Here is a 21,357-nt window from a genome sequence, read left to right on the forward strand (position 1 = left end):
ACGATCTGCTAGACTTCGCCGCATCTGCTGTTTCACGTGAAACCCATGGCTGCCAATAAAAACCAGTACGACGAATCTTCGGTCAAGGTGCTCAAGGGGCTGGACCCGGTGCGGCACCGGCCCGGCATGTATACGCGCACGGACAACCCGCTGCACATTTGCCAGGAAGTGATCGACAACGCTGCCGATGAAGCGCTGGGAGGCTATGCCACCCAGATCGATGTCACGCTGTACCGCAACCAGACCATGCGTGTTTCGGACAACGGCCGCGGCATTCCCGTCGGCATTCACCCGGAAGAGGGCGTTCCCACCGTGCAGGTGGTGTTCACGCAACTGCACGCCGGCGGCAAGTTCGACAAGAAATCCGGCGGTGCCTACGCGTTTTCCGGTGGTCTGCACGGCGTAGGTGTGTCGGTGACCAACGCGCTGGCAACGCGGCTGGAAGTCGAAGTGAAGCGCGACGGCGAAATCAATCGTCTCGTTTTCTCTGGCGGTGAAGTGGTCGAGCCGCTGCTGGTCACCGGCAAGGTGGCGAAGAAGGAAACCGGCACGACGGTGTTTGTTGCGCCCGATGCGCAGTATTTCGATTCGCCGAATATCCCGCAGTCCGAGCTGGAACACCTGCTGAAGTCCAAGGCGGTGCTCTTGCCAGGGCTGGTGGTCAACCTGAATGTGGAACTCGCCAGCGGTGAATTCCAGCAGAAAAGCTGGTGCTACCCCGATGGCCTGACCGGCTACCTGAACGAGCAGGTTGCGGGCTATACCATGCTGATCCCGATTTTCCAGGGACAGAAATACATCGAGGGCGAGGATGACACGTTCTCGCCAGGCGAAGGTTGCGCCTGGGCGCTGACCTGGACCGAGGACGGCCCGGTGAGCCGCGAATCGTATGTGAACCTGATTCCGACACCGGCCGGCGGCACGCACGAATCGGGCTTGCGCGACGGCGTGTTCCAGGCGGTGAAGACCTTTATCGAATTCCACAGCCTCTTGCCCAAGGGTGTGAAGCTGCTGCCGGAAGATTTGTTCAGCCGCTGTACTTTTGTGTTGTCGGCCAAGGTGCTTGATCCGCAATTCCAGGGCCAGACCAAGGACAAGCTCACCAGCCGCGATGGCCTGAAGCTGTGTTCGCAGATGGTGAAGTCGCCCTTCGAGCTGTGGCTGAACGAGCACGTTGAGCTCGGCAAGAAGCTGGCCGAGCTGGCGATCAAGGCGGCGCAGGCGCGGCAGAAGTCCGCGCAGAAGGTCGAGAAGAAGAAATCCGGCGGCGTTGCCGTGCTGCCTGGCAAGCTCACCGATTGCGCAAGCGAGGAGAGTGCACGCTGCGAGCTGTTTCTCGTCGAGGGCGACTCGGCGGGCGGTTCGGCGAAACTGGGTAGAGACAAGGATTTCCAGGCGATTCTGCCGCTGCGCGGCAAGGTGCTGAACACCTGGGAAGTCGACAAGGACCAGATCTTTGCCAACAACGAGGTGCACGACATTGCGGTGGCCATCGGCGTTGACCCGCACCGGCCGGGTGATACGGCCGACTTGAGCGGGCTGCGCTACGGCAAGATCATCATCATGTCCGATGCGGACGTGGATGGCTCGCACATCCAGGTGCTGTTGCTGACGCTGTTCTACCGTCACTTCCCGGGCCTGATTGCCGCTGGCCATGTGTACGTGGCGCAGCCGCCGCTGTATCGCGTCGACATCGCCGGCAGCGGCAAGAACAAGCCGCCGCGCAAGTTCTATGCGCTGGACGAGGGCGAGCTCACAGCGATTCTCGACAAGCTGCGTGCCGAGAAGGTGCGCGAAGGCGCGTGGAGCATTTCGCGCTTCAAGGGCCTGGGGGAAATGAACGCCGAGCAATTGTTCGATACCACCATGAACCCGGATACCCGCCGCGTGCTGCGCGTGGGGGTGCCGGATGATGTGTCGGAAAATACCCGCGATCTGATGCACATGCTGATGGGGAAGGGGGAGGCCAGCAGCCGCCGAGCCTGGCTGGAAGCGCGGGGCAACGAGGTTGAAGCTGATCTGTAATGGGTATATGGCTGTAGCCTTTCATTTTATTTGGCTGTGAGCGTATACCCAACAAAAAAGCCTGCTTTGCGCAGGCTTTTTTGTTGGCATGTGCCGAAGAAATCAACGCTGCTGCATGCTTTGCAGCTGTTGCGACAGATGCTGGAAATGATTCAGATCGCTTTCACTGCGGCTGGCGTTGCTGGTGATCAGCTCTTCCATTTCGCGTGACACTTCGATCAGCAGCTCCATGTCGCTGGCCGCAGTGTTGCCTTTCTCGCTGTACTCGGCCGTCTGCTGTGCCAGCTGTTCCATGTCGGCTTTCACGGCCTGCGTTTCTGTCCGGATGGCACCGACCAGATTGGTGATGTCCTTGGTGGCCGAGCTGGTGCGTTCGGCCAGCTTGCGGACTTCATCGGCCACCACGGCAAAACCGCGGCCTTGTTCGCCGGCGCGCGCGGCTTCGATGGCGGCGTTGAGCGCCAGCAGATTGGTCTGGTCGGCGATTTCCTTGATCAGCTGGACGATGCCGCTGATCTGCTCCGATTGCTGGTCGAGCCGGTCGACCTGCGAGACGGACTGGGCTGCGGTGCTGGATAGCCCCTGCAGGCTGGAGGCAATGTCGGCAATGGTCTTGCTGTTGTCGGTCGAGACACGGGTAACAGCGAGGGCGCAGCGCTTTTCTTCCTTCAGCTTGTCGATCAGGCCGGACAGGCTGTCCTGGGCCTCGCTGAAATTGCTGCTGAAATTCATCAGGGCCGCGTGGCTGGACTGGTAGTATTGGGCTTCGCTGCGCTGCTGGCTGAGCTGGCTTTCCAGCTGCTGCTGCTGTTGTTGCAACTGCTGGTTCTGTTGTTGCAGGCGTTTCTTGTCGTCTTCCAGTGCGCGCAGCTGCGCTTCCAGATCGAGTATTTTTTGCTTGTTGCCAAACAGCATGATGTTCCCCCAAGGAATGCGGTGCATATTATTGGCAATGAGTATAACCATTTCCTGATGCGAATACGCAGAAATGACCACTACACTGACTCCCGTGCAACGCAGCATTTATCTGGCCGGCCCCGGCGTGTTTTTCCCCGATCCGCATGCCTGGGGGCAGCGCATGACCCAGGCCTGCCAGGCCTTGGATCTGTGCGGCCTGTATCCACTTGACCAATATGTGCCTGATGGCTTGGCGCCAGTGGCCATGCGGCACTGGATCGCGCAGGCCAATTACGCTCTGATCCGCCGTGCCGATGCCGTTTTCGCCGATCTGCGTGCCTTTCGCAGCTGCACCGAACCCGATTCCGGTACGGCTTTCGAGGTTGGTTTTGCCCATGCGCTGGGCAAGCCGGTCTGGTTATGGTTGCCGGATTGCACGCCTGATACCCGGATGAAAGACCGGGTTCCCGGTGCAAATGGTGAACCGCCGCGAGATGCGGATGGCCTCTTCATCGAAGATTTCGACGCGCCGCATAATCTGATGTTGTGGGAAGCGGCTGCCGGCATCAGCTACGGCGGCGAGGTAGAGGATGCGCTGGCCGAAATGGCCAGGGTACTCTTTCGCTGATGTTCCACGTGAAACACGCTGGTTTGGGCAGGATGAAAATCACCGCCCCGACTCCCTGCCGGGCGCTTGCGCCGCTACAATGCCAGCAACCTCTAGATAGTGCAGGAAACCATGTCCGATCTGCTTGATAGCCCAGATACTCCCGATACCGGCGCGCCCGCCGAAGATGCAACACCTGCCGCAGGTGGCAATGGACGCTTTGTCTCTGCCCAGACTTCGCAGCTGATGGCCGATGATGGCGAATCGGTGCAGCTGGCCCTGTATGCGGAGAAAAGCTACCTCGAATACGCCATGAGCGTGGTGAAGAGCCGCGCCTTGCCGCAGGTTGAAGATGGCCAGAAGCCCGTCCAGCGGCGCATTCTCTACACGATGCACGAGCTTGGGCTGACGGCCACCGCCAAGCCGATCAAGTCGGCACGCATTGTCGGTGATGTGCTGGGTAAATATCACCCGCATGGCGATCAGTCGGCCTATGACGCACTCGTGCGCATCGCACAGGATTTCACGCTGCGCTATCCATTGATCGACGGCCACGGCAACTTCGGCTCGCGCGATGGTGATGGTGCCGCCGCCTACCGCTATACGGAAGCGCGATTGACGCCGATTGCCGAATTGCTGCTGGGTGAACTGGACAAGGGCACGACCGATTTCATCCCGAATTATGACGGTGCATTTGAAGAGCCGGAGCTGCTGCCGGCGCGCCTGCCCATGCTGCTGCTCAATGGCGCATCGGGCATTGCGGTGGGTATGGCGACCGAAATTCCCTCGCACAATCTTGGCGAAGTCGCAGAAGCGGCGGTAGCGCTGATCCGCAAGCCGCAGCTCAATGTGGCGGAACTGATGGGCTTTGTGCGCGGCCCCGATCTGCCCGGTGGCGGGCAGATCATTTCCCCGGCGCGCGATTTGCTCGCCGCGTATGAATCCGGCCGTGGTAGCCTGAAGATTCGCGCACGCTGGGAGAAGGAAGACCTGGCGCGTGGCCAGTGGCAGATGGTGGTAACCGAACTGCCGCAGGGTACTTCGACGCAGAAAGTACTGGAAGAAATCGAAGAGCTGACCAATCCCAAGGTCAAGAAAGGCAAGAAGACGCTCACACAGGAACAGACGCAGACCAAGCAGCTGATCCTGTCGGTGCTCGATCGCGTGCGCGATGAATCCGGCAAGGATTGCGCCGTGCGCCTGGTTCTGGAGCCGAAGTCGTCCCGCCAGAATCCGGACGAGCTGATGAATCTGCTGCTGGCGCACACCAGCCTGGAAACGAGCCTGTCGCTGAATCTCGTGACCATTGGCCGCGATGGCCGGCCGGGTCAGAAGAACCTCAAGCAGGTGCTGGAAGAGTGGATCGACTTCCGCTTTGTCACCGTGACCCGCCGGTGCGAACATCGCCTTGGCCAGGTTAACGACCGCATCCATATTCTGGAAGGGCGGATGATCGTCTTCCTGAATATTGATGAAGTCATCCGCATCATCCGCGAGTCCGATGAGCCGAAGCCGGCGCTGATGGCCGCATTCCGGCTGTCCGAGCGGCAGGCCGAGGACATTCTCGAAATCCGCCTGCGCCAGCTGGCACGGCTGGAAGGCATCAAGATCGAGCAGGAACTGGCCGCGCTCAAGAATGAAAAGGACGAGCTGGAAGAGCTGCTGTCCAATCCGCAAAGCATGCAGCGTCAGGTTATCAAGGAAATCGAAGCGGACCGCAAGAAATTTGCCGACCCGCGCCGCACGCTGATCGAGGAAGCTGAAAAGGCGTCGGTCGAGGTTGCCGTGGTTGATGAGCCGGTAACGATCATTCTTTCCGAGAAGGGCTGGCTGCGCTCAAGGCAGGGGCATGGACTCGATCTGCAGAACCTGGCATTCAAGGATGGCGATGCCTTGCTGGCTGCGCTGGAATGCCGTACGGTCGATAACCTGGCGCTGTTCGGCAGCGACGGGCGTGTTTACACGGTCGCAGCTTCCGTCATTCCGGGCGGGCGCGGCGATGGCGTGCCGGTCACGACACTGGTCGAGCTGGTTGCGAAAACCCGCATTACCCAGATGCTGACCGCTGCGGCGCAGGACTGGCTGGTGATTGCCAATAGCGCCGGCTACGGTTTTGCCTGCCAGTTCGAAAACCTGCTCAGCCGGCAGAAGGCAGGCAAGAGCTTCATCACGCTGGAGACGGGTGAAACGCTGCTCAAGGTCAGCAGCTTTGTTCCACGTGAAACGTCAGTCGTCGCCTGCCTGTCCTCAGCCGGCAAGTTGCACCTGTTCAGCTATGGCGAATTCAAGCAACTGGCTGGTGGCGGGCGTGGCGTGATCACGATGGCGCTGGACGACAAGGACAGCCTTGCCGCCATCACCATCAGCGATGGTGAAACGCTGAAGCTCAATGGTACCGGGCGCGGCGGCAAGCCGGTCGAGTGGGTGCTGGATGCCAACGAGATGGCCCCCTACATTGGCAAGCGCGCACGCAAGGGCAAGCCGATCAATGCAGGGTTCAAGTTCCCCGGATTTTGAGTGACGCTTGAGCCAATCTTTGTGTTGTCAGGGCTGCTGGTCATTGCACCGTTTGCCCTGATCCTGCTGCTCCATTTGCGCGCCTGGCGCAGGGAGCAGCGCTCACGCTACATCAGCAGTTACGCATTCCCGCAGGAAGTGCTGGAACAACTGCGCAAGCAGTCTCACTACAGCAATAAACAGCAGTCACAAATCTGTGCCGCACTGCGACAGTATTTCCGTCTGCGTACCCTCAGCGGGCGTGAACTGCCGCAACCATCTCGCGCGGTTGATCAGCTCTGGCAATGTTTTACGCAGTGCCCGCGCGAGTATCGGGCCTTCTGCCGCAAGGCATTCGGTCGCTACCTGAAGCATCGACCGCAAGCCGGTACCGCAAGCGTTGCCGAAGCCAGGGCTGCGTGGCAAGCAGGCTGGGTGTTTGCCTGTCTCGATGAAGGGCTGGATTCCCGCAGCACCACCCACATTCCCCTGCTGTTTGCCCTGGACACGAAGCTGGGCCTGTCTGCGGCGATGACCCTTGAGCAACTTGCCTCTTTGCTGACGGCCTCGCAGACGGGCGCCCCCTGTCTGCAGGGGGAGAGTGGAGTTTATGCGCTGTCTGGCGGCAATGATTGCCATGCCAGCGGCGGCGGTGATGGCAGCAGCGACTGCGGAAGTAGCGGCGGTGGTGGCTGCGATTAGCTATACCATTATAGCTATCGCCTTGTGGCCATTTGAGTGTATTGGTTTTGTGCGTATACCCATGACTTTCCAGTAAATGCAATCTGCAGGCTTACCGTCTGTCGTTCTGGCTCAATCTTTGCTGATAGATGGTCGAAGTATCTGACATGGTTCGCAGGAGAACGATCATGCGCTACGCCATCCATCCGGTCTGGGCCACCACACTACGGCCCGAGCAGCTGCGCTACGGCCTGTATGCCGTTGGCCCGCAGGGCGAAGAGGAGCTGGTCAGCTCCGCCTCGCTCGACATCATCGAAACCGCACGCAACGCCGTGCTGGCCGTCATGCAGCAGCATGATCCGCAGGAACATGGCCCGTCCCGAAGCTGATTACAGCAAGCCCTGCAGGCTGAGCCTGCCGCCAGCAGAGCCGGCTTCCGGCAGAAAATCCAGAATGCGCCTGGCGAGCAAGGCCGGATCATTGCAGGACGCGGTATCCCACGCCCCGTCGTACTCGAATCCCTCGTGCAGCCCGGCACTATCTTCCTGCTGGTGCACACCGAGTAGGCAGATTTCGTAGCCGGCCAGCTCGGTCAGCAGTTCACGCTTGGCAGGGGTATCGGACCACGCATGGGCGACCAGTAGCGTTTGCCCTGCCTGCAGCAGCGCGGGCAGGCAGAAGTGCATGGCCTGCTGCAAGCCGCCTGCATCCTGGTGGCGGGCGCTGGCCAGCAGCGCCACATCAAAGCGCAGCAAGCCGGGTAATGCACTGTGCAGTTCAGCGAGCAGATTGGCAAGAAACGGGGTAGGCAGGCCATTGAGCACAATGGCCTGCTGTTTCACGTGAAACATTACTGTACGGTGGGGGGCTGGGGTTCTTCTGCCGGTGCGGCTTCTTCATTCGGGCGCGCCCAGAACAGGCGGTCCGGCACAAGCAGGCCCATGCCGGGCCGGTAGGCGTGAATCAGCGTCTGCTGCGTGTATTCCTGCGCTTCCTGTACGGCGGTTGTGACGTCGGCACCATTGGCCAGCGCGCCGACCAGTGCGGCAGACAGCGTGGTGCCGGCACCATGAAACCGCCCGGGGAGGCGATTCCAGGCGTCATTGCGGACACGGCCATTGCGGCTGTAGAGGCTGTTGCCGGTCTTGCTTGATGTATCCTGCGAGCCGGTAATCAGCACGTACTCGCAGCCGAGGCTCAGCAGGCGCTGTGCGGCTACGTCCAGCGGCAGATCGGTCTGCTCGTCCGGGTCATCGCTGGCCAGCATGCGGGCCGAACGCACATCGGGCGTGCACACGGTGGCGTGCGGAATCAGCAGGTCACGCATGGCGGCAGCCATTTCTTCCGAATCCATGTCGTCCTGATCCTGCACCATCAGCTGGGCATCCAGCACCAGCGGCACATCCGGGTAATCGGAAGCGATTTCGGCAATGACCGTCAGGTTTTCCACGCTGCCGACCATGCCGACCTTGATGGCATCGATGCGGATGTCTTCCAGAATGAAACGGGCCTGTTCTTCCAGCTGCTCGGCATCAATCGCGTGAAACTCCTGCACGCCGTTGGTGTCCTGAACGGTGATGGCAGTGATGATGGGCAGTACGTGGCAACCGAGTGAGGACAGCGTCAGCACATCGGCCACCACACCGGCGCCACCGGACGGATCATTCGCTGTGAATACCAGCACAACGGGGGGCGTAGGGGTCATGACTCGCTTCTGGATGGAGTAATATTCTGCATGGTAACCCACATTGCGGAGGGATTCGCATGAAGAAATATATGTGCCTGATTTGTGGCTTCATTTATGACGAAGAGGCCGGCCGGCCCGAAGACGGCATTGTGCCGGGCACCCGCTGGGACGATGTACCGCCGAACTGGACCTGTCCGGATTGCGGGGCGCGCAAGGATGATTTCGAGATGGTGGAAATTTGAGCGAAGACTTAAAATCGCTGTCAGCTTCTACGCCAACAAAACGGATTTGAACCCAGATGCAATTGAAGAAAATCGTATTGGTGCTGCTGTGTGGCACCGCACTTTCCGCCTGCCAGAGCGTCAGCACAACCAGAGGCGGCGCTGTCGGTGCCGACCGCAGCCAGAACATGAGCATGCTGGTCAGCAGCGCCGAACTGGAAGCGCAGGCCAACCAGAGCTATCAGCAGCTCGTGCGCGATGCGCAGGCGCGTGGTCTGCTCAACCGCGACGCAGCACAGACCAGCCGGGTGCGTGCGATTGCCAACCGCCTGATCCCGCAGACCAAGGTGTTCCGCGATGATCTGGCCGGCTGGAAATGGGAAGTCAATGTGCTGACCAAGAACGAACTGAATGCCTGGTGCATGCCTGGCGGCAAGATCATGTTCTACAGCGGCATTATCGAGCAGCTGCAGCTCACCGACGATGAAATCGCCGCCATCATGGGTCACGAAATGGCGCATGCATTGCGTGAACATGCCCGTGAACGTGCATCGGATGCCGCCACGCAGAATCTGCTCTTCAGTGGTGTTTCGATTCTGACTGGCGGCAAATACGACAACACCATCGGTCTGGCGCAGGAGGGCACCAAATACCTGTGGACCTTGCCGAACAGCCGCGAGCACGAGGCCGAAGCCGACCGCATGGGCGTCGAGCTGGCCGCACGCGCCGGTTACAACCCGCAGGCTGCAGTAAACGTCTGGCGCAAGATGCAGGCCAAGGGCGGCGGCGGCACGCCGGAATTCATGTCGACCCACCCGTCGGCCGATACACGCATTGCCGACCTGACCGCGCAGATTGCCAAGGTACAGCCGCTCTACCAGGCGGCGCTGGCCGAGCAGAAAACCAAGCCGGTGCAGAAAACGACCAGCACCAAGAACAAAACCAAGGCCAAGTAAATAAATGCTCTGGGTAAAAGCGTTTCACATCGTCATGGTCGTCAGCTGGTTTGCCGGCCTGTTCTACCTGCCGCGGCTCTTCGTCAATCATGCGATGGCGACTGAACCTTCTGAGATCGCCCGCCTGAAGCTGATGGAGAGGAAGCTCTATCGCTTCATGACGCCCATCGGCATTCTGGCGCTGGCGACCGGCATCTGGATGTGGGGGCTGTATGGCTTCTTCGCCGGCGAAGGCTGGCGCTGGATGCACGTGAAGCTCACGCTGGTGCTGCTGCTGGCCGGCTATCACGGCTGGTGCTGGAAGATTTATCGCGACTTTGCCGCCGACAAAAACACCCGCAGCCATGTCTGGTACCGCTTCTTCAACGAAGTGCCAGTGCTGATACTGATTGCGGTGACGATTCTGGTGGTGGTGAAGCCGTTCTGACAGGCCAATACAGTACAGATTTGGGACTGAGTCATTTATATTGGCGGCTTTCGGCCAAGAGCAGACGGTGAGTTGTGATGTGTTGGCTGAACTGAACGACTGGAATGATCTTTATTGCAGATGCCAATCATTGTGTCGCAAGCTCCAGCTGCTCGGTCTAAACCGACACTTTCAACTAGTGGTTACTGGATTACTAAGCATGAGCTATGAAAGAAATTAAAAATTTAACTCGATCAATTGGGTTTGAAAAGTTTGATCCTTTGAGTCCAGACGAGGTAAATAAGTTATTAGATTTTGAAAAATTCTGCATGGGTAATTTATTGCCTAGTGGATTCAAATATTTCATTTCGTTGCACAACGGGGGGTCGTTTGATGAATGCTTGTTTTTAAATAGCCCTATCGGCCCTGTTGTTGTTGCATTTTTTTTGCCTGTATTCAATGACTCTATCGAGTCAATCGAAAGCTCATTTGCTTATTTCAAAGAAGAAGTTACTGACCGAGCGATTCCTTTTGCCTCAGATCCAGGAGGAAACTATTTCCTGTTAGGATTTAAAGTTGAAAACATGAACAAAGTGTATTTTTGGGATCATGAAAAAAATGCACTTCATGTAATTTGCAGTAGTTTTGAAGAATTTGTAAATTCATTAGTTGTGGATGATTAGCAAGGTGTGCTGCCAAATACAGACACCTTAGCTTGAGATAAAATCGATCAGAAATCTTAAAACATCCGCTTTGACTGAGGTGCTGAAGCTCAGCGTAATGGTTCAGTGTCAGCAGTGGGTCGGGTGCGGTCATTCCTCCTGCTTTGATGGATTGTCCATGTAGGTTTTGAGGTAAGCCTCCGTGACCGGATTCTGCCAGCAAATCCCCGCACAGCGCGGCGCACACGGGTAAAATACCGCCTTTGTGCGCCGTATCCTATTGGCGCGGCGGAAACACAGCATGGCAACCGAAATCGAACGCAAATACCTGCTGGCCAGCGACGCCTGGCGGGTAGACGTCACCCTGTCCACGCGCATTGCGCAGGGTTATCTGAGCACCGAGCCGGGCCGCACCGTTCGTGTGCGCATCAAGGGCGCTGGCGGTTTTCTGACCATCAAGGGCGCCAGCTTCGATGGCATGAGCCGCGCCGAATTCGAATATCCGGTGCCACTTTCTGATGCCGAAGCGATGCTGGCGCTGTGCCCCAGCGTGCTCGACAAAACCCGCCATCTGGTCGACGCGGGCAATGGTCTGGTCTGGGAAATCGACGAATTCCACGGTGAGAATGCCGGGCTGATCGTCGCCGAAATCGAGCTGCCCAGCGTCGATGCCCCGGTGCCGCAGCCGGGCTGGCTTGGGGCAGAGGTCACCGGCGACAAGCGCTATTACAACAGCCAGCTCACACTGAAACCCTATACGCAGTGGCAACGGGGTATCTGCCTGTAGCCCATTTATAAAATAGCCCGCATGGCAATACCATGCAGGCTATATGCAAAAGATCCGGAACAAGGAAAGCATCATGTCACGTAACGAAGAACTGTTTGCTGCCGCGCAGCGCCATATTCCCGGCGGGGTGAATTCGCCGGTGCGGGCCTTCGGCTCGGTGGGCGGCACGCCGCGCTTTTTCGCCAAGGGCGAAGGGGCTTACGTGTGGGATGCGGACGGCCAGCGCTACATCGATTACGTCGGCTCCTGGGGGCCGCTGATTCTTGGCCATTGCCACCCGCAGGTGATTTCAGCGGTGGAAAAGGCCGCGCGCAACGGCATGAGCTTCGGCGCGCCGACTGCCGCCGAAATCGATCTGGCTGACCTCTTGTGCGAGCTGCTGCCGTCGATTGAACAGGTGCGGCTGGTGTCCAGCGGCACCGAGGCAACCATGAGCGCGATCCGCCTGGCGCGCGGCTACACCGGCCGCGACAAGCTGGTGAAGTTCGAAGGCTGCTACCACGGCCATGCCGACAGCCTGCTGGTGAAAGCCGGCTCCGGTCTCTTGACCTTCGGCAATCCGTCCTCCGCCGGTGTGCCGGCCGCCGTGGCGGCCGATACCCTCGTGCTGCCGTACAACGACGTCGCCGCGCTGGAAGCGCTGTTTGCCGAGCAGGGCAGCCAGATTGCCGCGCTGATCGTCGAGCCAGTGGCCGGCAATATGAACCTCGTTCCGGCATCCCCCGAGTTTGTCTCCGCGATGCGCAAACTCACGCAAGACCACGGCGCAGTGCTGATCTACGACGAAGTGATGACGGGCTTCCGCGTTGGCCTCGGCTGTGCACAAGGCCTGCACGGCATTACCCCCGACCTGACTTGTCTGGGCAAGGTGGTGGGTGGCGGCATGCCGCTGGCGGCCTTCGGCGGCCGGGCCGACATCATGGCCAAGCTCGCCCCGCTGGGGCCGGTGTATCAGGCCGGCACGCTGTCGGGCAACCCGCTGGCGGTTGCCGCAGGCCTCACCACGCTGAACCTGATCCGCCAGCCGGGCTTTTTCGACGCACTGACGGCGCGCACCGCGCAACTGGCGGCCGGCTTCAACGCGGTCGGCAAGGAGCTGAACACGGCGTTTACCGCGCACAGCGTCGGCGGCATGTTCGGTGTGTACATGAGCGCCACTGCGCCGCAATCCTACGCCGATGTGATGGCCAGCGACCGTGCGCGCTTCAACACCTTCTTCCACGCCATGCTCGGCGAAGGCGTGTACCTGGCGCCGTCGGCCTTCGAGGCGGGCTTTGTGTCTGCCGCGCATAGCGATGCCGATATCGCCGCGACCATTGCGGCGGCGAAACGGGTTCTGTTGGCGCTGTAAGAGCATGGCGCAGGCAGACTGCTATCTGGCTGATTGGCCCGGCCCGCTGGCGCTATGGCAAGGCGAGATCGACGCTTACGTGTTCCGGGCACTGGAACCTGGCATGCAGGCAGGTTGCTGGGATGCACCCGACGCCGCCGATTCGCAGTACCAGCGCTTGCCCGCTGAATTGCGCTGGCTCGGTGCGCTGGTGACGCTGGATGCACAGGTCTGCAATGGCGGCTTTGACCAGTTTTTCGAGAACAGCTACGGTGCGCTCGCCGAAGAGGCTCTGGTCGGTTTCCGTGCCTTCGGGCTGCATGAATTCGCCGAGCTGTGCGAAGCGGTGTGTGCCTGTCTGCCGCGCCCGGTGCCCAGGAATCAGGACGAGCGCCTGGCGCTGCTGGAGGCGCTCTGGGAACGCCGCGAGCAGCATCCCGCCTATGCCGATGCGGCAGCGCTGGCACAGGCGCGCCGCCAGTTCGAGCACTGGGACGCCTACACCGACGACTATTTCGCGCTGATGCGTCGCCCTTTTGCGTCACTGCCCGCAGGTTATCGGGCAGGCCTGTGGGGGCCGCTTAGCCATTATATTGACCAACACCCGGAACGCTTTTTCCGGATGCCGGAAGCAAATTGACCATGCTGCAAGACCTGATCCGCCAACGCACCAACGGCATCGTGCTGTACGGCATCACCCCGCCGAAGGCGCAGAACACGCCGGAAAAAATCGCCGAGATCGCCGCAACGCAGGTCGAGCGCATCCGCAGCCTTGGCGTTGACGGGCTGGTGCTCTACGACATCCAGGACGAAGCCGACCGCACCAGCGAAGCACGCCCGTTTCCGTTCATCGAAACGCTCGACCCGGTAATGTATGCGGCGGAACACCTCGCCAGTCTTGATCTGCCAAAGATTACCTATCGCTGTACGGCCAAATACTCGCCCGAGAGTTTCACCGCTTATCTGCAGGCACAGCAGCAGGGGCTGGCGGTGTTTGTCGGCGCCGCCTCGCGCCAGCAACGCGTGACGCTGACGATGAACGACGCCTACGCGCTGCGCCAGCAGCACAGCCCGGGTCTCTTGCTGGGCGGTGTCGCCATCCCCGAGCGGCATCTGGTGAAGCAGGACGAGCACCTTCGCGTCGTCGCCAAGATGGCGCAGGGCTGCAGCTATTTCATCACCCAGTGCGTGTACAACGTCGAGGCGGCCAAAACCTTCCTCTCGGATTACTACTACCACTGCCGCGAGCATGGCATCGACATGGTGCCGATCATCTTCACCATCACGCCGTGTGGTTCGGTGAAGACGCTGCAATTCATGAAATGGCTGGGCATCAGCATCCCGAAATGGCTGGAAAACGACCTCAGCCACTCGGTCGACATTCTTGGCGATTCGCTCAATGCCTGCCGCAGTATCTTTGCCGAGCTGATTGAATACGCCGCCTCCAAGCAGATACCCATAGGCTGCAATGTGGAAAGCGTGGCAATCCGCAAGGACGAGATCGAGGCTTCGCTACAACTGGTGCGCGATGTGCAGGCGATGCTGGGGCGCTAAGGTCTGGGGCTGTTCTTTGGAATAACTGACGCAGGAAGTTGAGCAAACAAGCCGGAGGCATGAGATGCGTATTGTTGGCTGGTCGAGTGATTTCTTTCAGGAAGAAGGCTTGCAGCCCATTGATTTAACCGATGTTGATTTTCACGCGACTTCGGCAGAACTGCGATCTATGGCCGCCTTCTTGCTGGATGCCGCCAACCGGCTTGATCAGGCATTTGTGGATGGATCGGAGCTGAATATCGGGATTGATTTTGCCGCAACTGAAGCGGACGCCCAGACTGGCCGCTGGGTAAACGTTGTTTCTTGCCCCGAGAAGGGCATCAGCCCGCAAGATTGACTGTTTTTGGGCATTTCTGGCCGGGTTGCCTGCCAGCGGTTTGTGCAGAATTTCCGCAGAAGTCGTTCACTTCATTGCAAGGCAGGCGGCTTGTCCCTCGACCATAATGGGTGCACCCGCCACCAGTGTAGGTGGCCTCAACGGAGGTGCATCCATGAGCAAGCCCCTGAAATTCGTCGGCCTGTGCGGCAGTTTGCGCAAGGCCTCCCGCAATGCCGGTCTGCTGCGCTATGCCGGCAGCCATGTTCCCGAAGGCGTGAGCTTCGAGGTCGCCGAAGTGGGCGATCTGCCGTTTTACAACGGCGACATCGCCGAGAAGCCGGCAGCGGTGCAGCGGCTGGTCGAGCAGTTGCGCAGTGCCGATGCGCTGGTGATCGCCTGCCCGGAATACAACTATTCGATGGCGCCGGCGCTGAAGAATGCGCTGGACTGGGCATCGCGCGAGGCAGAAAGCCCGCTGGCCGGCAAGCCAGCAGCGATCATGGGGGCGGGTGGTGGCATGGGCACCTCGCGGGCGCAGTATCATCTTCGCCAGACTTGCGTGTTTCTTGACCTGCGCCCGCTGAACAAGCCCGAAGTGTTCGCCAATGCGTTTACCGCCAGCTTCAATGAGGCCGGCGATCTGGTCGATGAAAAGCTGCAGGAGCTGATCCGCCAGCAGCTGCAGGTGCTGGCTGACGCTGCAGGCTAAATTACTGCGGTGTGTATAGGCCTGAAGCCCTTTTAAATGAATGGCTGCAGGCCTATACGTTTATTTTTCCTGCGGACTGCTGAGCTGGTATTTCTGCAGGATGGCCTGCAGGCGGCCGGAGGCACGCACGCTTTCGAATGCGGCTTGCAGCGCCTGCCGCTCGGCAGGACCGGTATTTTTGCTGACGGCCAGATAGAGTTTTTCGGCATACAGCGGCGCCGGCTCTATCCGCAGTTTGCCCTGCAGCTCCGGTTCGCGCAGGACCAGTGCGAGCTGATGTTCGTCGGCGTAATAAAAGCGCCCACGTCCGGCGAGCAGTTTGCGCACCAGTGTTCCGGGATCGCTGCTGCTGTCGTCCACGCGCACGCCGGCCTGTTTCAGACGATCGGCATACACGCTGCTGTGTCGTGCGATGACCGGGGCGGATTGCGACAGGCTGGCAAGCTCGCTCAGGCTGGCAACACTCACCGCATCGTCCTTGCGGACCATTACCTTGTGGTGTGATTGCCAGATGAGCTGCAGGAAATCGGCCAATTTTTCACGCGCAGGCGTTCTGCCGAGGCTGCAGACAACATCGATGCTGTGCTGCTGGAGGCCTTTTTCGATCAGGCTCAGCGACATCGGCGTTTCCAATCCGGAGAACTGCAGCTGCGGATTGGCCTCGCTCAGTGCAGCAAAGAGTTCCGGGCAGGCCCCGGTGGGCTGCCTGTCCGGCGGATTCAGTGCGTAAAACGGCGGCGAATCCCGGCCGTAGGTACGCAGCGTCAGCGGTGCGGCCAGCAGGGAGGGCAATAGCAGCAGGGCGGCAAGGCAGGCGATCAGGCGCATGAGCATTAGGAGTATCTCCGGCAATCGCTGCAGATTAGCTTGTTGGCGGCACGCCTGCTGCCAGTTACCGCCTCGTGTGCCGTCGAGTGGTGCCGGATTGCCGGATCAGGCCATGCGGCCGCGTTTCATGCTCAGCTGCCGGTAGGCTGCCAGCTGTTTCGCGGCACCGCCGCTATGCTGGGCATGCGTGATGGCGACTCCCAGTGCGTCGGCAGCATCGGCCTGTGGGCGGCCGGTCAGGCGCAGCAGGCGCTGCACCATGTGGGAAACCTGGTCCTTGTCGGCATGACCATTGCCGACGACGGCCTGTTTGACCTGCAGGGCCGTGTATTCCGCAACCGGCAGCCCGGCTGCAACCAGGCCGGCAATCACCGCGCCGCGTGCCTGCCCCAGCATCAGCGTGGATTGCGGGTTGACGTTGACGAAGACGATTTCGACAGCGGCAATGTCGGGGCGGTAGGTTTCGACCACCTGGCGGATACCGTCGAGCAGGATCCTGATGCGTTCGGGCAGGCTGCCGCCCTGGGTGCGGATACAGCCGGAGGCGACATAGCTTTGCTGGGTGCCGGCAATGTCGATCACGCCGAAACCGGTGATGCGCGAGCCGGGGTCGATGCCCAGGATGCGAGTGACCGCACTCATCGAACAGCATCCCCGGCCGTGAAAGTCCATGTCCGGACGATAACGAGACTATCGGCCGGCCTGCGCGGATCGCGCGCCGACATGAGGTCGGGGGGCAGGGGCGGGAAGGGTTCCGCCTGCCGGACTATGGTCTGGATCATTTCCGCCAGCTCCGGCTGCTGCTGGCCTTCTGCCGGCGCAACGGCCAGCAAACGGCCATCGCGGCCGATTTCGACGAGCATGCGGATGTCGGCTGTTTTGCCCGCTCTGGCGTTTTCCTGCCTTGCCAGATAACGCTCGGCAGCTGCGTTCATCTGCCGATCGAAGCGTTTGAGGTAACTGGCAACACTCAACTGCTGCGTGCTTCTTCCGACAAAGGCCCTGTAAGGAAGAGGCGGCTCCGCAGCCATGCAAGCCGGAGAAAGCAGCAAGCCCAGCAAGATGGCGATGCTGGCGAAAGGGCTGGACATCATGCGGACTGCGGCCGGTCTGCTAGCCGTAGCGAATGCCCCTTTGCAGCTGCTGACGGCGCACATGGATCAGTTGGTGCCGACGGTGCCGAAGCTGCCGCCCTTGGCAAAATTCCAGGTGCGAGTAATGACGAGGAATTGCGCGGGCTGGTTGGCGGAATCCTTGATGTCGCCGGGCAGCGGCGAGAAGGGCGAGGCCAGCTTGAGAATCCGCAGGGCCTGCGCATCCAGCTCGGCATTGCCCGAGGATTTGTCGATGGTGGCCGAGGCAATCGAGCCATCGGTCGAAATTTCGACGGTCACGCGCAGGGTACCAAAGAGCTTGTTGCCACGCGAGTCGGTCGGGTAGGCGATGGTACCCACGCGCTCGATTTTTTGCCGCCAGGTGTCCACATACATCGCCACGCTGGTTTGCTGCGCCCGTGTGCCGACATAGGCCTTGCGCGGTTTGAGCTGGTAGGCGTTGTAGTCCTTTTCGATCTGCGCGGCAACGCCGGCCAGGTCGCGGGCCTGTTCGCGCAGGCTTTCCTGATCGACGCCACGGCCTTCGGGCTTGGCTTCCTGGTTCTTGCTATCCTGCGCAGGGGCGCGGGTTTCGGATTTGATCTGCCGCATCAGCTCGGCGGCTTTCTGCTCGAGCTGTTTTTGTTCCTGGTGTTTCTGTTCCAGCTCGGTCGAGGGCGGAGCAGCCTTGGAGGGCAGTGGCGAGCGGGCGCGTTGTTTGGCGTCGGTGTTGCCGCCGCCATCCAGATTGGCCTGCGCAAACACTTCGGCCTTGGCGGGCGCGGTCAGCGTCTTCTGGTTGACGAGCACGACTTCCAGCGATTCGGTGGCTTTGGGGCGGGGCTTGCTCGCGCCGCCGTACTTGCGTACCAGTTCGATGGCAGCAACCGGGATCGCATGCACTACCACCGTCAGTAGCAGCGCGATAACCATGAAACGTTGCGAGCGATCCATACCCAGACTGTTTTTCCGCTATAAATTAACAGCCGAGTGTAGCACAGCTGGCAATGCGGCCAATGCCGGCCGACCGGCAGCCGCAGCGACGTGGTATAACTCCGACAATTGCAAAAACGCACTGCCGCGCGTATTGCAATCGGGTGGCGACTTGATTAAGCTCCCTGCCCATTTACTGCATGGCATTTGCTGTAAGCAATGCCGCCGCACCGATTCAAAGTTTTCACGCGCGAGAACGACTATGGCCAAACTGACGGAACAAGACATCCTCTCCTGGAACGGCCCTGAAGACGACTACATGAACGCCGACCATCTGGCGTTCTTCCGCGAACGTCTGCTGGAGATGAAAGCCGAGCTGCTGGCCAATGCCACGCAGACCAGCCAGCACCTGCAGGAACAGGAAGCCACACCCGATCCGGCAGACCGCGCGACGCTTGAAGAAGAATACGCGCTGGAGCTGCGCACGCGTGACCGCGAGCGCAAGCTGCTGCAGAAGATCGATTCCACCGTGCGCAAGATCGACGCCGGTGAATACGGCTTCTGTGAAGACACCGGCGAGCCCATTGGGCTGGCACGCCTGCTGGCACGCCCGACGGCTTCGCTGTCGCTGGAAGCACAGGAACGCCGCGAACGCCTGAAAAAGCAGTTCGCCGACTAAGGCATTCCGATGCTCCCTCCCGCGCCGGAATGGCAGGACGAGGCGCGCCGCCTCGTCGCCGCTGTTGCCGGCCGTACTACGGCCATGCGTGTCAACGTGCTGGCCATCCTGCTGGACAGCACGCACCCCCTGTCGCACCAGGATGTACTGGGCATGCTCGGCGACGGCGTTGACCGTGTCACGGTCTACCGCGTGCTCGACTGGCTGACCGATCACCAGCTGGCGCACAAGCTGGCTGGCGATGACCGTGTCTGGCGCTTTGCCGCCGCTCCTGCCACACCGCATCGCCACGCGCATTTCCACTGTTCGGCCTGCGGGCGCTTTTTCTGCCTTGACCAGGTCAGTACCGAGCTGCCGGTTACCCTGCCGGCCGGTTTCCGTGCCGAACACATCGAGATCACCATCAAGGGCCTGTGTGCCGATTGCCGGCCGGCCTGATTGGCCAGCACTATCCGCCTGATTGAAGGCGGAAACTGGACGCGCCCCCCCGAAGACGCTAATCTGGCTGCTTTGAAGAACAGGCTTGACGGTCTTGCGCGATTGGCGCTTACCCGTACAAGTCCGCCGCTGCCAGAGAGACGAGCCATGCACTACCAGACCGACGACGTACGCATCCGCGAAATCAAGGAGCTTCTCCCGCCCGTGGCCGTGATCGAGAAGTTTCCGGTCAGCGAGCTGGGCTCCACTACCGTATTCAACGCCCGCAACGCCATTCACAACATTCTGGCCGGTGATGACGACCGCCTGCTGGTCATCATCGGCCCCTGTTCGATCCACGATGTCAAATCCGCGCTGGAATACGGCGAGCGCTTGTTGCCGCTGCGTGAAAAGCTGAAAGACCGCCTCGAAATCGTGATGCGCGTGTATTTCGAAAAGCCGCGTACCACGGTTGGCTGGAAGGGCCTGATCAACGACCCGTACCTGAACGGCAGCTTCGCAATCAACGACGGCCTGCGCATCGCGCGCAAGCTGCTGGTCGACCTGAACAGCATCGGCATGCCCACCGCTGGCGAATTCCTCGACATGATCACGCCGCAGTATGTGGCCGATCTGATGAGCTGGGGCGCCATCGGCGCGCGTACGACCGAATCCCAGGTACACCGCGAACTGTCCTCCGGCCTGTCCTGCCCGGTCGGTTTCAAGAACGGCACCGACGGCAACCTGAAGATCGCCATCGATGCGATCAAGTCCGCCGGCCAGCCGCACCATTTCCTGTCGGTGACCAAGTACGGCCACTCTGCCATTGTTGCCACCGGCGGCAACAAGGATTGCCACATCATCCTTCGTGGTGGCAAGGAGCCGAACTACGACGCCAACCACGTGCGTGCCGCTGCAGCCGACCTGGCCGCCGCCGGCCTGCCGCAGAAAATCATGGTCGACTTCAGCCACGCCAACAGCCGCAAGGATTTCCGCCGCCAGATGGAAGTCTGCAGCGACATTTCCGCCCAACTGCGCGATGGCAATGACGCCATCTTCGGCGTGATGGTCGAAAGCCATCTGGTCGAAGGTCGTCAGGACGACGGCGCCGGCAAGGAGCTTTGTTATGGCCAGTCGATCACCGACGCCTGCATCGGCTGGGATGACACCGAAAAGCTGCTCAACGAGCTGGCCGATGCCGTTGCCCACCGCCGTGCACAGGCCAAGGTTGCAGCCTGATCCGGCCAGCGCTTGCCACCAGAAACCCCGCTCAGGCGGGGTTTCTTTTTTTCCTCAGGGCTTGCGAGCGCGCAACAGGAAAACGCGATGCGGGATGGCCAGCGGTTCCTGCGGGAAGTCGCTGGCCAGTAGCGTTGCCAGTTCAGCGTCAAATGTCGCTACCTGTTCTGGTGGCAGGCTGGCTGCGACGCCGGCACTCGCGCGAATGCGGCCGCGCCAGCCCACATGCGTGTAGGGCACGGCCAGATCGAAGGAACACGATTCCAGTTCCGTGAATCCTGCTTGTGCCAGCTGCGCGAAGCCGGCCGGGTGGATGCCGCAGCCGTTGGCGCCGCGCCAGTGCGGATTGTGCTGGAGGATCAGCGCCTCGGTGGCGGCGACGACATTGCCGGGCAGCGGCAGCCAGTCGAAATGCGCGATCAGCATCTGCCCGCCGGGCTTGAGCACGCGAAAGACTTCGCGCGCGGCGGCCAGCCCGTCGAACCAGTGCCAGCACTGGCCGGCGCTGACCACGTCAAATGACTCGTCCGGCCACGGCAGCACCTCGGCCCGGCCCTCGACGTAATCGACCGTGATGCTAGCCGCCACATCGAGTTCGCGTGCCTGCTGCAGCATGGCCGCTGCCGGGTCGATGCCACTCACCTGCGCGCCCTGCAGCGCAAAGCCGCGCGCCAGCGTACCGGTTCCCGTTCCCAGGTCAAGCAGGCGCTGACCAGCTTGACCGATGCCCCAGTCGCGCAGGCGCGCAAACGCCTCGGCTGGAAACCCGGCGCGGTGCTGGCGGTAGTCATTGGCAGTTTTGCCGAAATCGATGCGATTCATGGTGTTCC

General features: G+C 60.6%; 25 protein-coding genes and 1 pseudogene. 18 read left to right on the forward strand and 8 right to left on the reverse strand.

Translation table 11 applies throughout. The annotated features are described in order from the left end of the window. The first annotated feature begins 45 nt into the window (after nt 1-45). On the forward strand, nt 46-2,025 hold the full coding sequence (gene parE, locus H559_RS0104410; RefSeq protein WP_028451690.1) for a DNA topoisomerase IV subunit B: 1,980 nt from the start codon (nt 46-48) through the stop codon (nt 2,023-2,025). Nucleotides 2,026-2,127: 102 nt separating this feature from the next. On the opposite strand, the pseudogene H559_RS23380 reads toward parE, so the two are convergent. Then, nucleotides 2,128-2,547: pseudogene (locus H559_RS23380) on the reverse strand (methyl-accepting chemotaxis protein); the annotation flags it as partial. Between the two features lie 466 nt (nt 2,548-3,013). Here H559_RS23380 and H559_RS0104420 point away from each other — a divergent pair. The 4 genes from H559_RS0104420 to H559_RS0104435 all read left to right on the forward strand — a co-directional run bounded on the left by H559_RS0104420 (nt 3,014) and on the right by H559_RS0104435 (nt 7,095). Further along, complete coding sequence (locus tag H559_RS0104420; RefSeq protein ID WP_028451691.1) at nt 3,014-3,550, forward strand: nucleoside 2-deoxyribosyltransferase; 537 nt, start codon at nt 3,014-3,016, stop codon at nt 3,548-3,550. A gap of 225 nt (nt 3,551-3,775) precedes the next feature. Beyond that, complete coding sequence (gene parC / locus H559_RS0104425) at nt 3,776-6,046, forward strand: DNA topoisomerase IV subunit A (protein WP_034639847.1); 2,271 nt, start codon at nt 3,776-3,778, stop codon at nt 6,044-6,046. Beyond that, complete coding sequence (locus tag H559_RS21425; RefSeq protein ID WP_051278929.1) at nt 6,047-6,727, forward strand: UCP032817 domain-containing protein; 681 nt, start codon at nt 6,047-6,049, stop codon at nt 6,725-6,727. It abuts the gene before it with no gap. Between the two features lie 167 nt (nt 6,728-6,894). Then, complete coding sequence (locus H559_RS0104435) at nt 6,895-7,095, forward strand: hypothetical protein (protein ID WP_028451693.1); 201 nt, start codon at nt 6,895-6,897, stop codon at nt 7,093-7,095. Here the strand turns inward: H559_RS0104435 and H559_RS0104440 are convergent, their stop codons facing one another. Beyond that, nucleotides 7,096-7,557 (reverse strand): hypothetical protein, encoded by a 462-nt coding sequence (locus H559_RS0104440; RefSeq protein WP_028451694.1) that lies wholly within the window; start codon nt 7,555-7,557, stop codon nt 7,096-7,098. Continuing rightward, nucleotides 7,557-8,411 carry a bifunctional hydroxymethylpyrimidine kinase/phosphomethylpyrimidine kinase gene (gene thiD, locus H559_RS0104445; RefSeq protein ID WP_028451695.1) on the reverse strand — a complete coding sequence of 285 codons (855 nt, stop codon included), beginning with the start codon at nt 8,409-8,411 and terminating at the stop codon, nt 7,557-7,559. Before thiD ends, H559_RS0104440 begins: the two co-directional genes overlap by 1 nt. Nucleotides 8,412-8,470: 59 nt before the next feature. On the opposite strand from thiD, the gene H559_RS0104450 reads away from it, so the two are divergent. The 10 genes from H559_RS0104450 to H559_RS0104490 all read left to right on the forward strand — a co-directional run bounded on the left by H559_RS0104450 (nt 8,471) and on the right by H559_RS0104490 (nt 15,337). Then, nucleotides 8,471-8,635 (forward strand): rubredoxin, encoded by a 165-nt coding sequence (locus tag H559_RS0104450; RefSeq protein ID WP_028451696.1) that lies wholly within the window; start codon nt 8,471-8,473, stop codon nt 8,633-8,635. A 56-nt stretch (nt 8,636-8,691) separates the two neighbouring features. Then, complete coding sequence (locus H559_RS18955) at nt 8,692-9,570, forward strand: M48 family metallopeptidase (RefSeq protein ID WP_051278930.1); 879 nt, start codon at nt 8,692-8,694, stop codon at nt 9,568-9,570. Between the two features lie 4 nt (nt 9,571-9,574). After that, entirely contained in the window at nt 9,575-9,997 is a 423-nt protein-coding gene (hemJ, locus tag H559_RS0104460; RefSeq protein WP_028451697.1) for a protoporphyrinogen oxidase HemJ, read from the forward strand. A gap of 206 nt (nt 9,998-10,203) precedes the next feature. Then, a complete protein-coding gene (locus H559_RS22130) occupies nt 10,204-10,659 on the forward strand; it encodes an SMI1/KNR4 family protein (protein WP_081412867.1) in 456 nt (151 codons plus the stop codon). A gap of 280 nt (nt 10,660-10,939) precedes the next feature. Beyond that, nucleotides 10,940-11,425, forward strand: a complete 486-nt coding sequence (locus H559_RS0104465) for a CYTH domain-containing protein (protein ID WP_028451698.1) — start codon at nt 10,940-10,942, stop codon at nt 11,423-11,425. A gap of 73 nt (nt 11,426-11,498) precedes the next feature. Continuing rightward, complete coding sequence (hemL, locus tag H559_RS0104470; protein ID WP_028451699.1) at nt 11,499-12,776, forward strand: glutamate-1-semialdehyde 2,1-aminomutase; 1,278 nt, start codon at nt 11,499-11,501, stop codon at nt 12,774-12,776. A gap of 4 nt (nt 12,777-12,780) precedes the next feature. Further along, the gene (locus H559_RS0104475) at nt 12,781-13,395 is read left to right on the forward strand and encodes a DMP19 family protein (RefSeq protein ID WP_028451700.1); all 615 of its coding nucleotides are present in this window, start codon (nt 12,781-12,783) and stop codon (nt 13,393-13,395) included. Between the two features lie 2 nt (nt 13,396-13,397). After that, entirely contained in the window at nt 13,398-14,309 is a 912-nt protein-coding gene (locus tag H559_RS0104480; RefSeq protein ID WP_028451701.1) for a methylenetetrahydrofolate reductase, read from the forward strand. 64 nt (nt 14,310-14,373) lie between these two features. Further along, a complete protein-coding gene (locus tag H559_RS0104485; RefSeq protein WP_028451702.1) occupies nt 14,374-14,646 on the forward strand; it encodes a hypothetical protein in 273 nt (90 codons plus the stop codon). Between the two features lie 154 nt (nt 14,647-14,800). Then, nucleotides 14,801-15,337 (forward strand): NADPH-dependent FMN reductase, encoded by a 537-nt coding sequence (locus tag H559_RS0104490; RefSeq protein WP_028451703.1) that lies wholly within the window; start codon nt 14,801-14,803, stop codon nt 15,335-15,337. A 60-nt stretch (nt 15,338-15,397) separates the two neighbouring features. On the opposite strand, the gene H559_RS0104495 is transcribed toward H559_RS0104490, so the two are convergent. From H559_RS0104495 to tolA, 4 genes are all read right to left on the reverse strand, one after another. Further along, on the reverse strand, nt 15,398-16,171 hold the full coding sequence (locus H559_RS0104495) for a substrate-binding periplasmic protein (RefSeq protein WP_028451704.1): 774 nt from the start codon (nt 16,169-16,171) through the stop codon (nt 15,398-15,400). A gap of 99 nt (nt 16,172-16,270) precedes the next feature. After that, complete coding sequence (gene ruvC, locus H559_RS0104500; RefSeq protein WP_028451705.1) at nt 16,271-16,807, reverse strand: crossover junction endodeoxyribonuclease RuvC; 537 nt, start codon at nt 16,805-16,807, stop codon at nt 16,271-16,273. Beyond that, entirely contained in the window at nt 16,804-17,259 is a 456-nt protein-coding gene (locus H559_RS0104505; RefSeq protein WP_028451706.1) for a hypothetical protein, read from the reverse strand. The genes ruvC and H559_RS0104505 overlap by 4 nt, the downstream gene beginning before the upstream one ends. Nucleotides 17,260-17,325: 66 nt before the next feature. Further along, on the reverse strand, nt 17,326-18,213 hold the full coding sequence (tolA, locus tag H559_RS18960; RefSeq protein ID WP_051278932.1) for a cell envelope integrity protein TolA: 888 nt from the start codon (nt 18,211-18,213) through the stop codon (nt 17,326-17,328). Nucleotides 18,214-18,454: 241 nt separating this feature from the next. Here tolA and dksA point away from each other — a divergent pair, with 241 nt between their 5' ends. From dksA to aroG, 3 genes are all read left to right on the forward strand, one after another. Further along, a complete protein-coding gene (dksA, locus tag H559_RS0104515) occupies nt 18,455-18,871 on the forward strand; it encodes an RNA polymerase-binding protein DksA (protein WP_028451707.1) in 417 nt (138 codons plus the stop codon). A 9-nt stretch (nt 18,872-18,880) separates the two neighbouring features. Beyond that, nucleotides 18,881-19,309, forward strand: coding sequence for a Fur family transcriptional regulator (locus H559_RS0104520; RefSeq protein WP_028451708.1), 429 nt, complete (start codon nt 18,881-18,883; stop codon nt 19,307-19,309). A gap of 147 nt (nt 19,310-19,456) precedes the next feature. Continuing rightward, nucleotides 19,457-20,527 (forward strand): 3-deoxy-7-phosphoheptulonate synthase AroG, encoded by a 1,071-nt coding sequence (gene aroG / locus H559_RS0104525; RefSeq protein ID WP_028451709.1) that lies wholly within the window; start codon nt 19,457-19,459, stop codon nt 20,525-20,527. Nucleotides 20,528-20,581: 54 nt separating this feature from the next. On the opposite strand, the gene H559_RS0104530 is transcribed toward aroG, so the two are convergent. After that, complete coding sequence (locus H559_RS0104530) at nt 20,582-21,349, reverse strand: class I SAM-dependent methyltransferase (protein WP_028451710.1); 768 nt, start codon at nt 21,347-21,349, stop codon at nt 20,582-20,584. Nucleotides 21,350-21,357 lie beyond the last annotated feature (8 nt).

Origin of the sequence: Chitinilyticum aquatile DSM 21506 (assembly GCF_000430805.1) — a bacterium.
Taxonomy (GTDB): Bacteria; Pseudomonadota; Gammaproteobacteria; order Burkholderiales; family Chitinibacteraceae; genus Chitinilyticum; species Chitinilyticum aquatile.

What these genes read in the sequence shown, in the direction of transcription:
- H559_RS22130 (WP_081412867.1), top strand. Translation starts at nt 10,204, where the DNA reads ATGAAAGAAATTAAAAATTTAACTCGATCAATTGGGTTTGAAAAGTTT.
- H559_RS0104465 (WP_028451698.1), top strand. Translation starts at nt 10,940, where the DNA reads ATGGCAACCGAAATCGAACGCAAATACCTGCTGGCCAGCGACGCCTGG.
- parC (WP_034639847.1), top strand. Translation starts at nt 3,776, where the DNA reads ATGGCCGATGATGGCGAATCGGTGCAGCTGGCCCTGTATGCGGAGAAA.
- H559_RS0104485 (WP_028451702.1), top strand. Translation starts at nt 14,374, where the DNA reads ATGCGTATTGTTGGCTGGTCGAGTGATTTCTTTCAGGAAGAAGGCTTG.
- hemL (WP_028451699.1), top strand. Translation starts at nt 11,499, where the DNA reads ATGTCACGTAACGAAGAACTGTTTGCTGCCGCGCAGCGCCATATTCCC.
- thiD (WP_028451695.1), bottom strand. Translation starts at nt 8,411, where the DNA reads ATGACCCCTACGCCCCCCGTTGTGCTGGTATTCACAGCGAATGATCCG.
- dksA (WP_028451707.1), top strand. Translation starts at nt 18,455, where the DNA reads ATGGCCAAACTGACGGAACAAGACATCCTCTCCTGGAACGGCCCTGAA.
- H559_RS0104420 (WP_028451691.1), top strand. Translation starts at nt 3,014, where the DNA reads ATGACCACTACACTGACTCCCGTGCAACGCAGCATTTATCTGGCCGGC.
- ruvC (WP_028451705.1), bottom strand. Translation starts at nt 16,807, where the DNA reads ATGAGTGCGGTCACTCGCATCCTGGGCATCGACCCCGGCTCGCGCATC.
- H559_RS0104505 (WP_028451706.1), bottom strand. Translation starts at nt 17,259, where the DNA reads ATGATGTCCAGCCCTTTCGCCAGCATCGCCATCTTGCTGGGCTTGCTG.
- H559_RS0104530 (WP_028451710.1), bottom strand. Translation starts at nt 21,349, where the DNA reads ATGAATCGCATCGATTTCGGCAAAACTGCCAATGACTACCGCCAGCAC.
- H559_RS0104475 (WP_028451700.1), top strand. Translation starts at nt 12,781, where the DNA reads ATGGCGCAGGCAGACTGCTATCTGGCTGATTGGCCCGGCCCGCTGGCG.
- tolA (WP_051278932.1), bottom strand. Translation starts at nt 18,213, where the DNA reads ATGGATCGCTCGCAACGTTTCATGGTTATCGCGCTGCTACTGACGGTG.
- H559_RS0104440 (WP_028451694.1), bottom strand. Translation starts at nt 7,557, where the DNA reads ATGTTTCACGTGAAACAGCAGGCCATTGTGCTCAATGGCCTGCCTACC.
- H559_RS0104435 (WP_028451693.1), top strand. Translation starts at nt 6,895, where the DNA reads ATGCGCTACGCCATCCATCCGGTCTGGGCCACCACACTACGGCCCGAG.
- parE (WP_028451690.1), top strand. Translation starts at nt 46, where the DNA reads ATGGCTGCCAATAAAAACCAGTACGACGAATCTTCGGTCAAGGTGCTC.
- H559_RS0104520 (WP_028451708.1), top strand. Translation starts at nt 18,881, where the DNA reads ATGCTCCCTCCCGCGCCGGAATGGCAGGACGAGGCGCGCCGCCTCGTC.
- H559_RS0104450 (WP_028451696.1), top strand. Translation starts at nt 8,471, where the DNA reads ATGAAGAAATATATGTGCCTGATTTGTGGCTTCATTTATGACGAAGAG.
- H559_RS0104495 (WP_028451704.1), bottom strand. Translation starts at nt 16,171, where the DNA reads ATGCTCATGCGCCTGATCGCCTGCCTTGCCGCCCTGCTGCTATTGCCC.
- H559_RS0104490 (WP_028451703.1), top strand. Translation starts at nt 14,801, where the DNA reads ATGAGCAAGCCCCTGAAATTCGTCGGCCTGTGCGGCAGTTTGCGCAAG.
- aroG (WP_028451709.1), top strand. Translation starts at nt 19,457, where the DNA reads ATGCACTACCAGACCGACGACGTACGCATCCGCGAAATCAAGGAGCTT.
- H559_RS0104480 (WP_028451701.1), top strand. Translation starts at nt 13,398, where the DNA reads ATGCTGCAAGACCTGATCCGCCAACGCACCAACGGCATCGTGCTGTAC.
- H559_RS18955 (WP_051278930.1), top strand. Translation starts at nt 8,692, where the DNA reads ATGCAATTGAAGAAAATCGTATTGGTGCTGCTGTGTGGCACCGCACTT.
- hemJ (WP_028451697.1), top strand. Translation starts at nt 9,575, where the DNA reads ATGCTCTGGGTAAAAGCGTTTCACATCGTCATGGTCGTCAGCTGGTTT.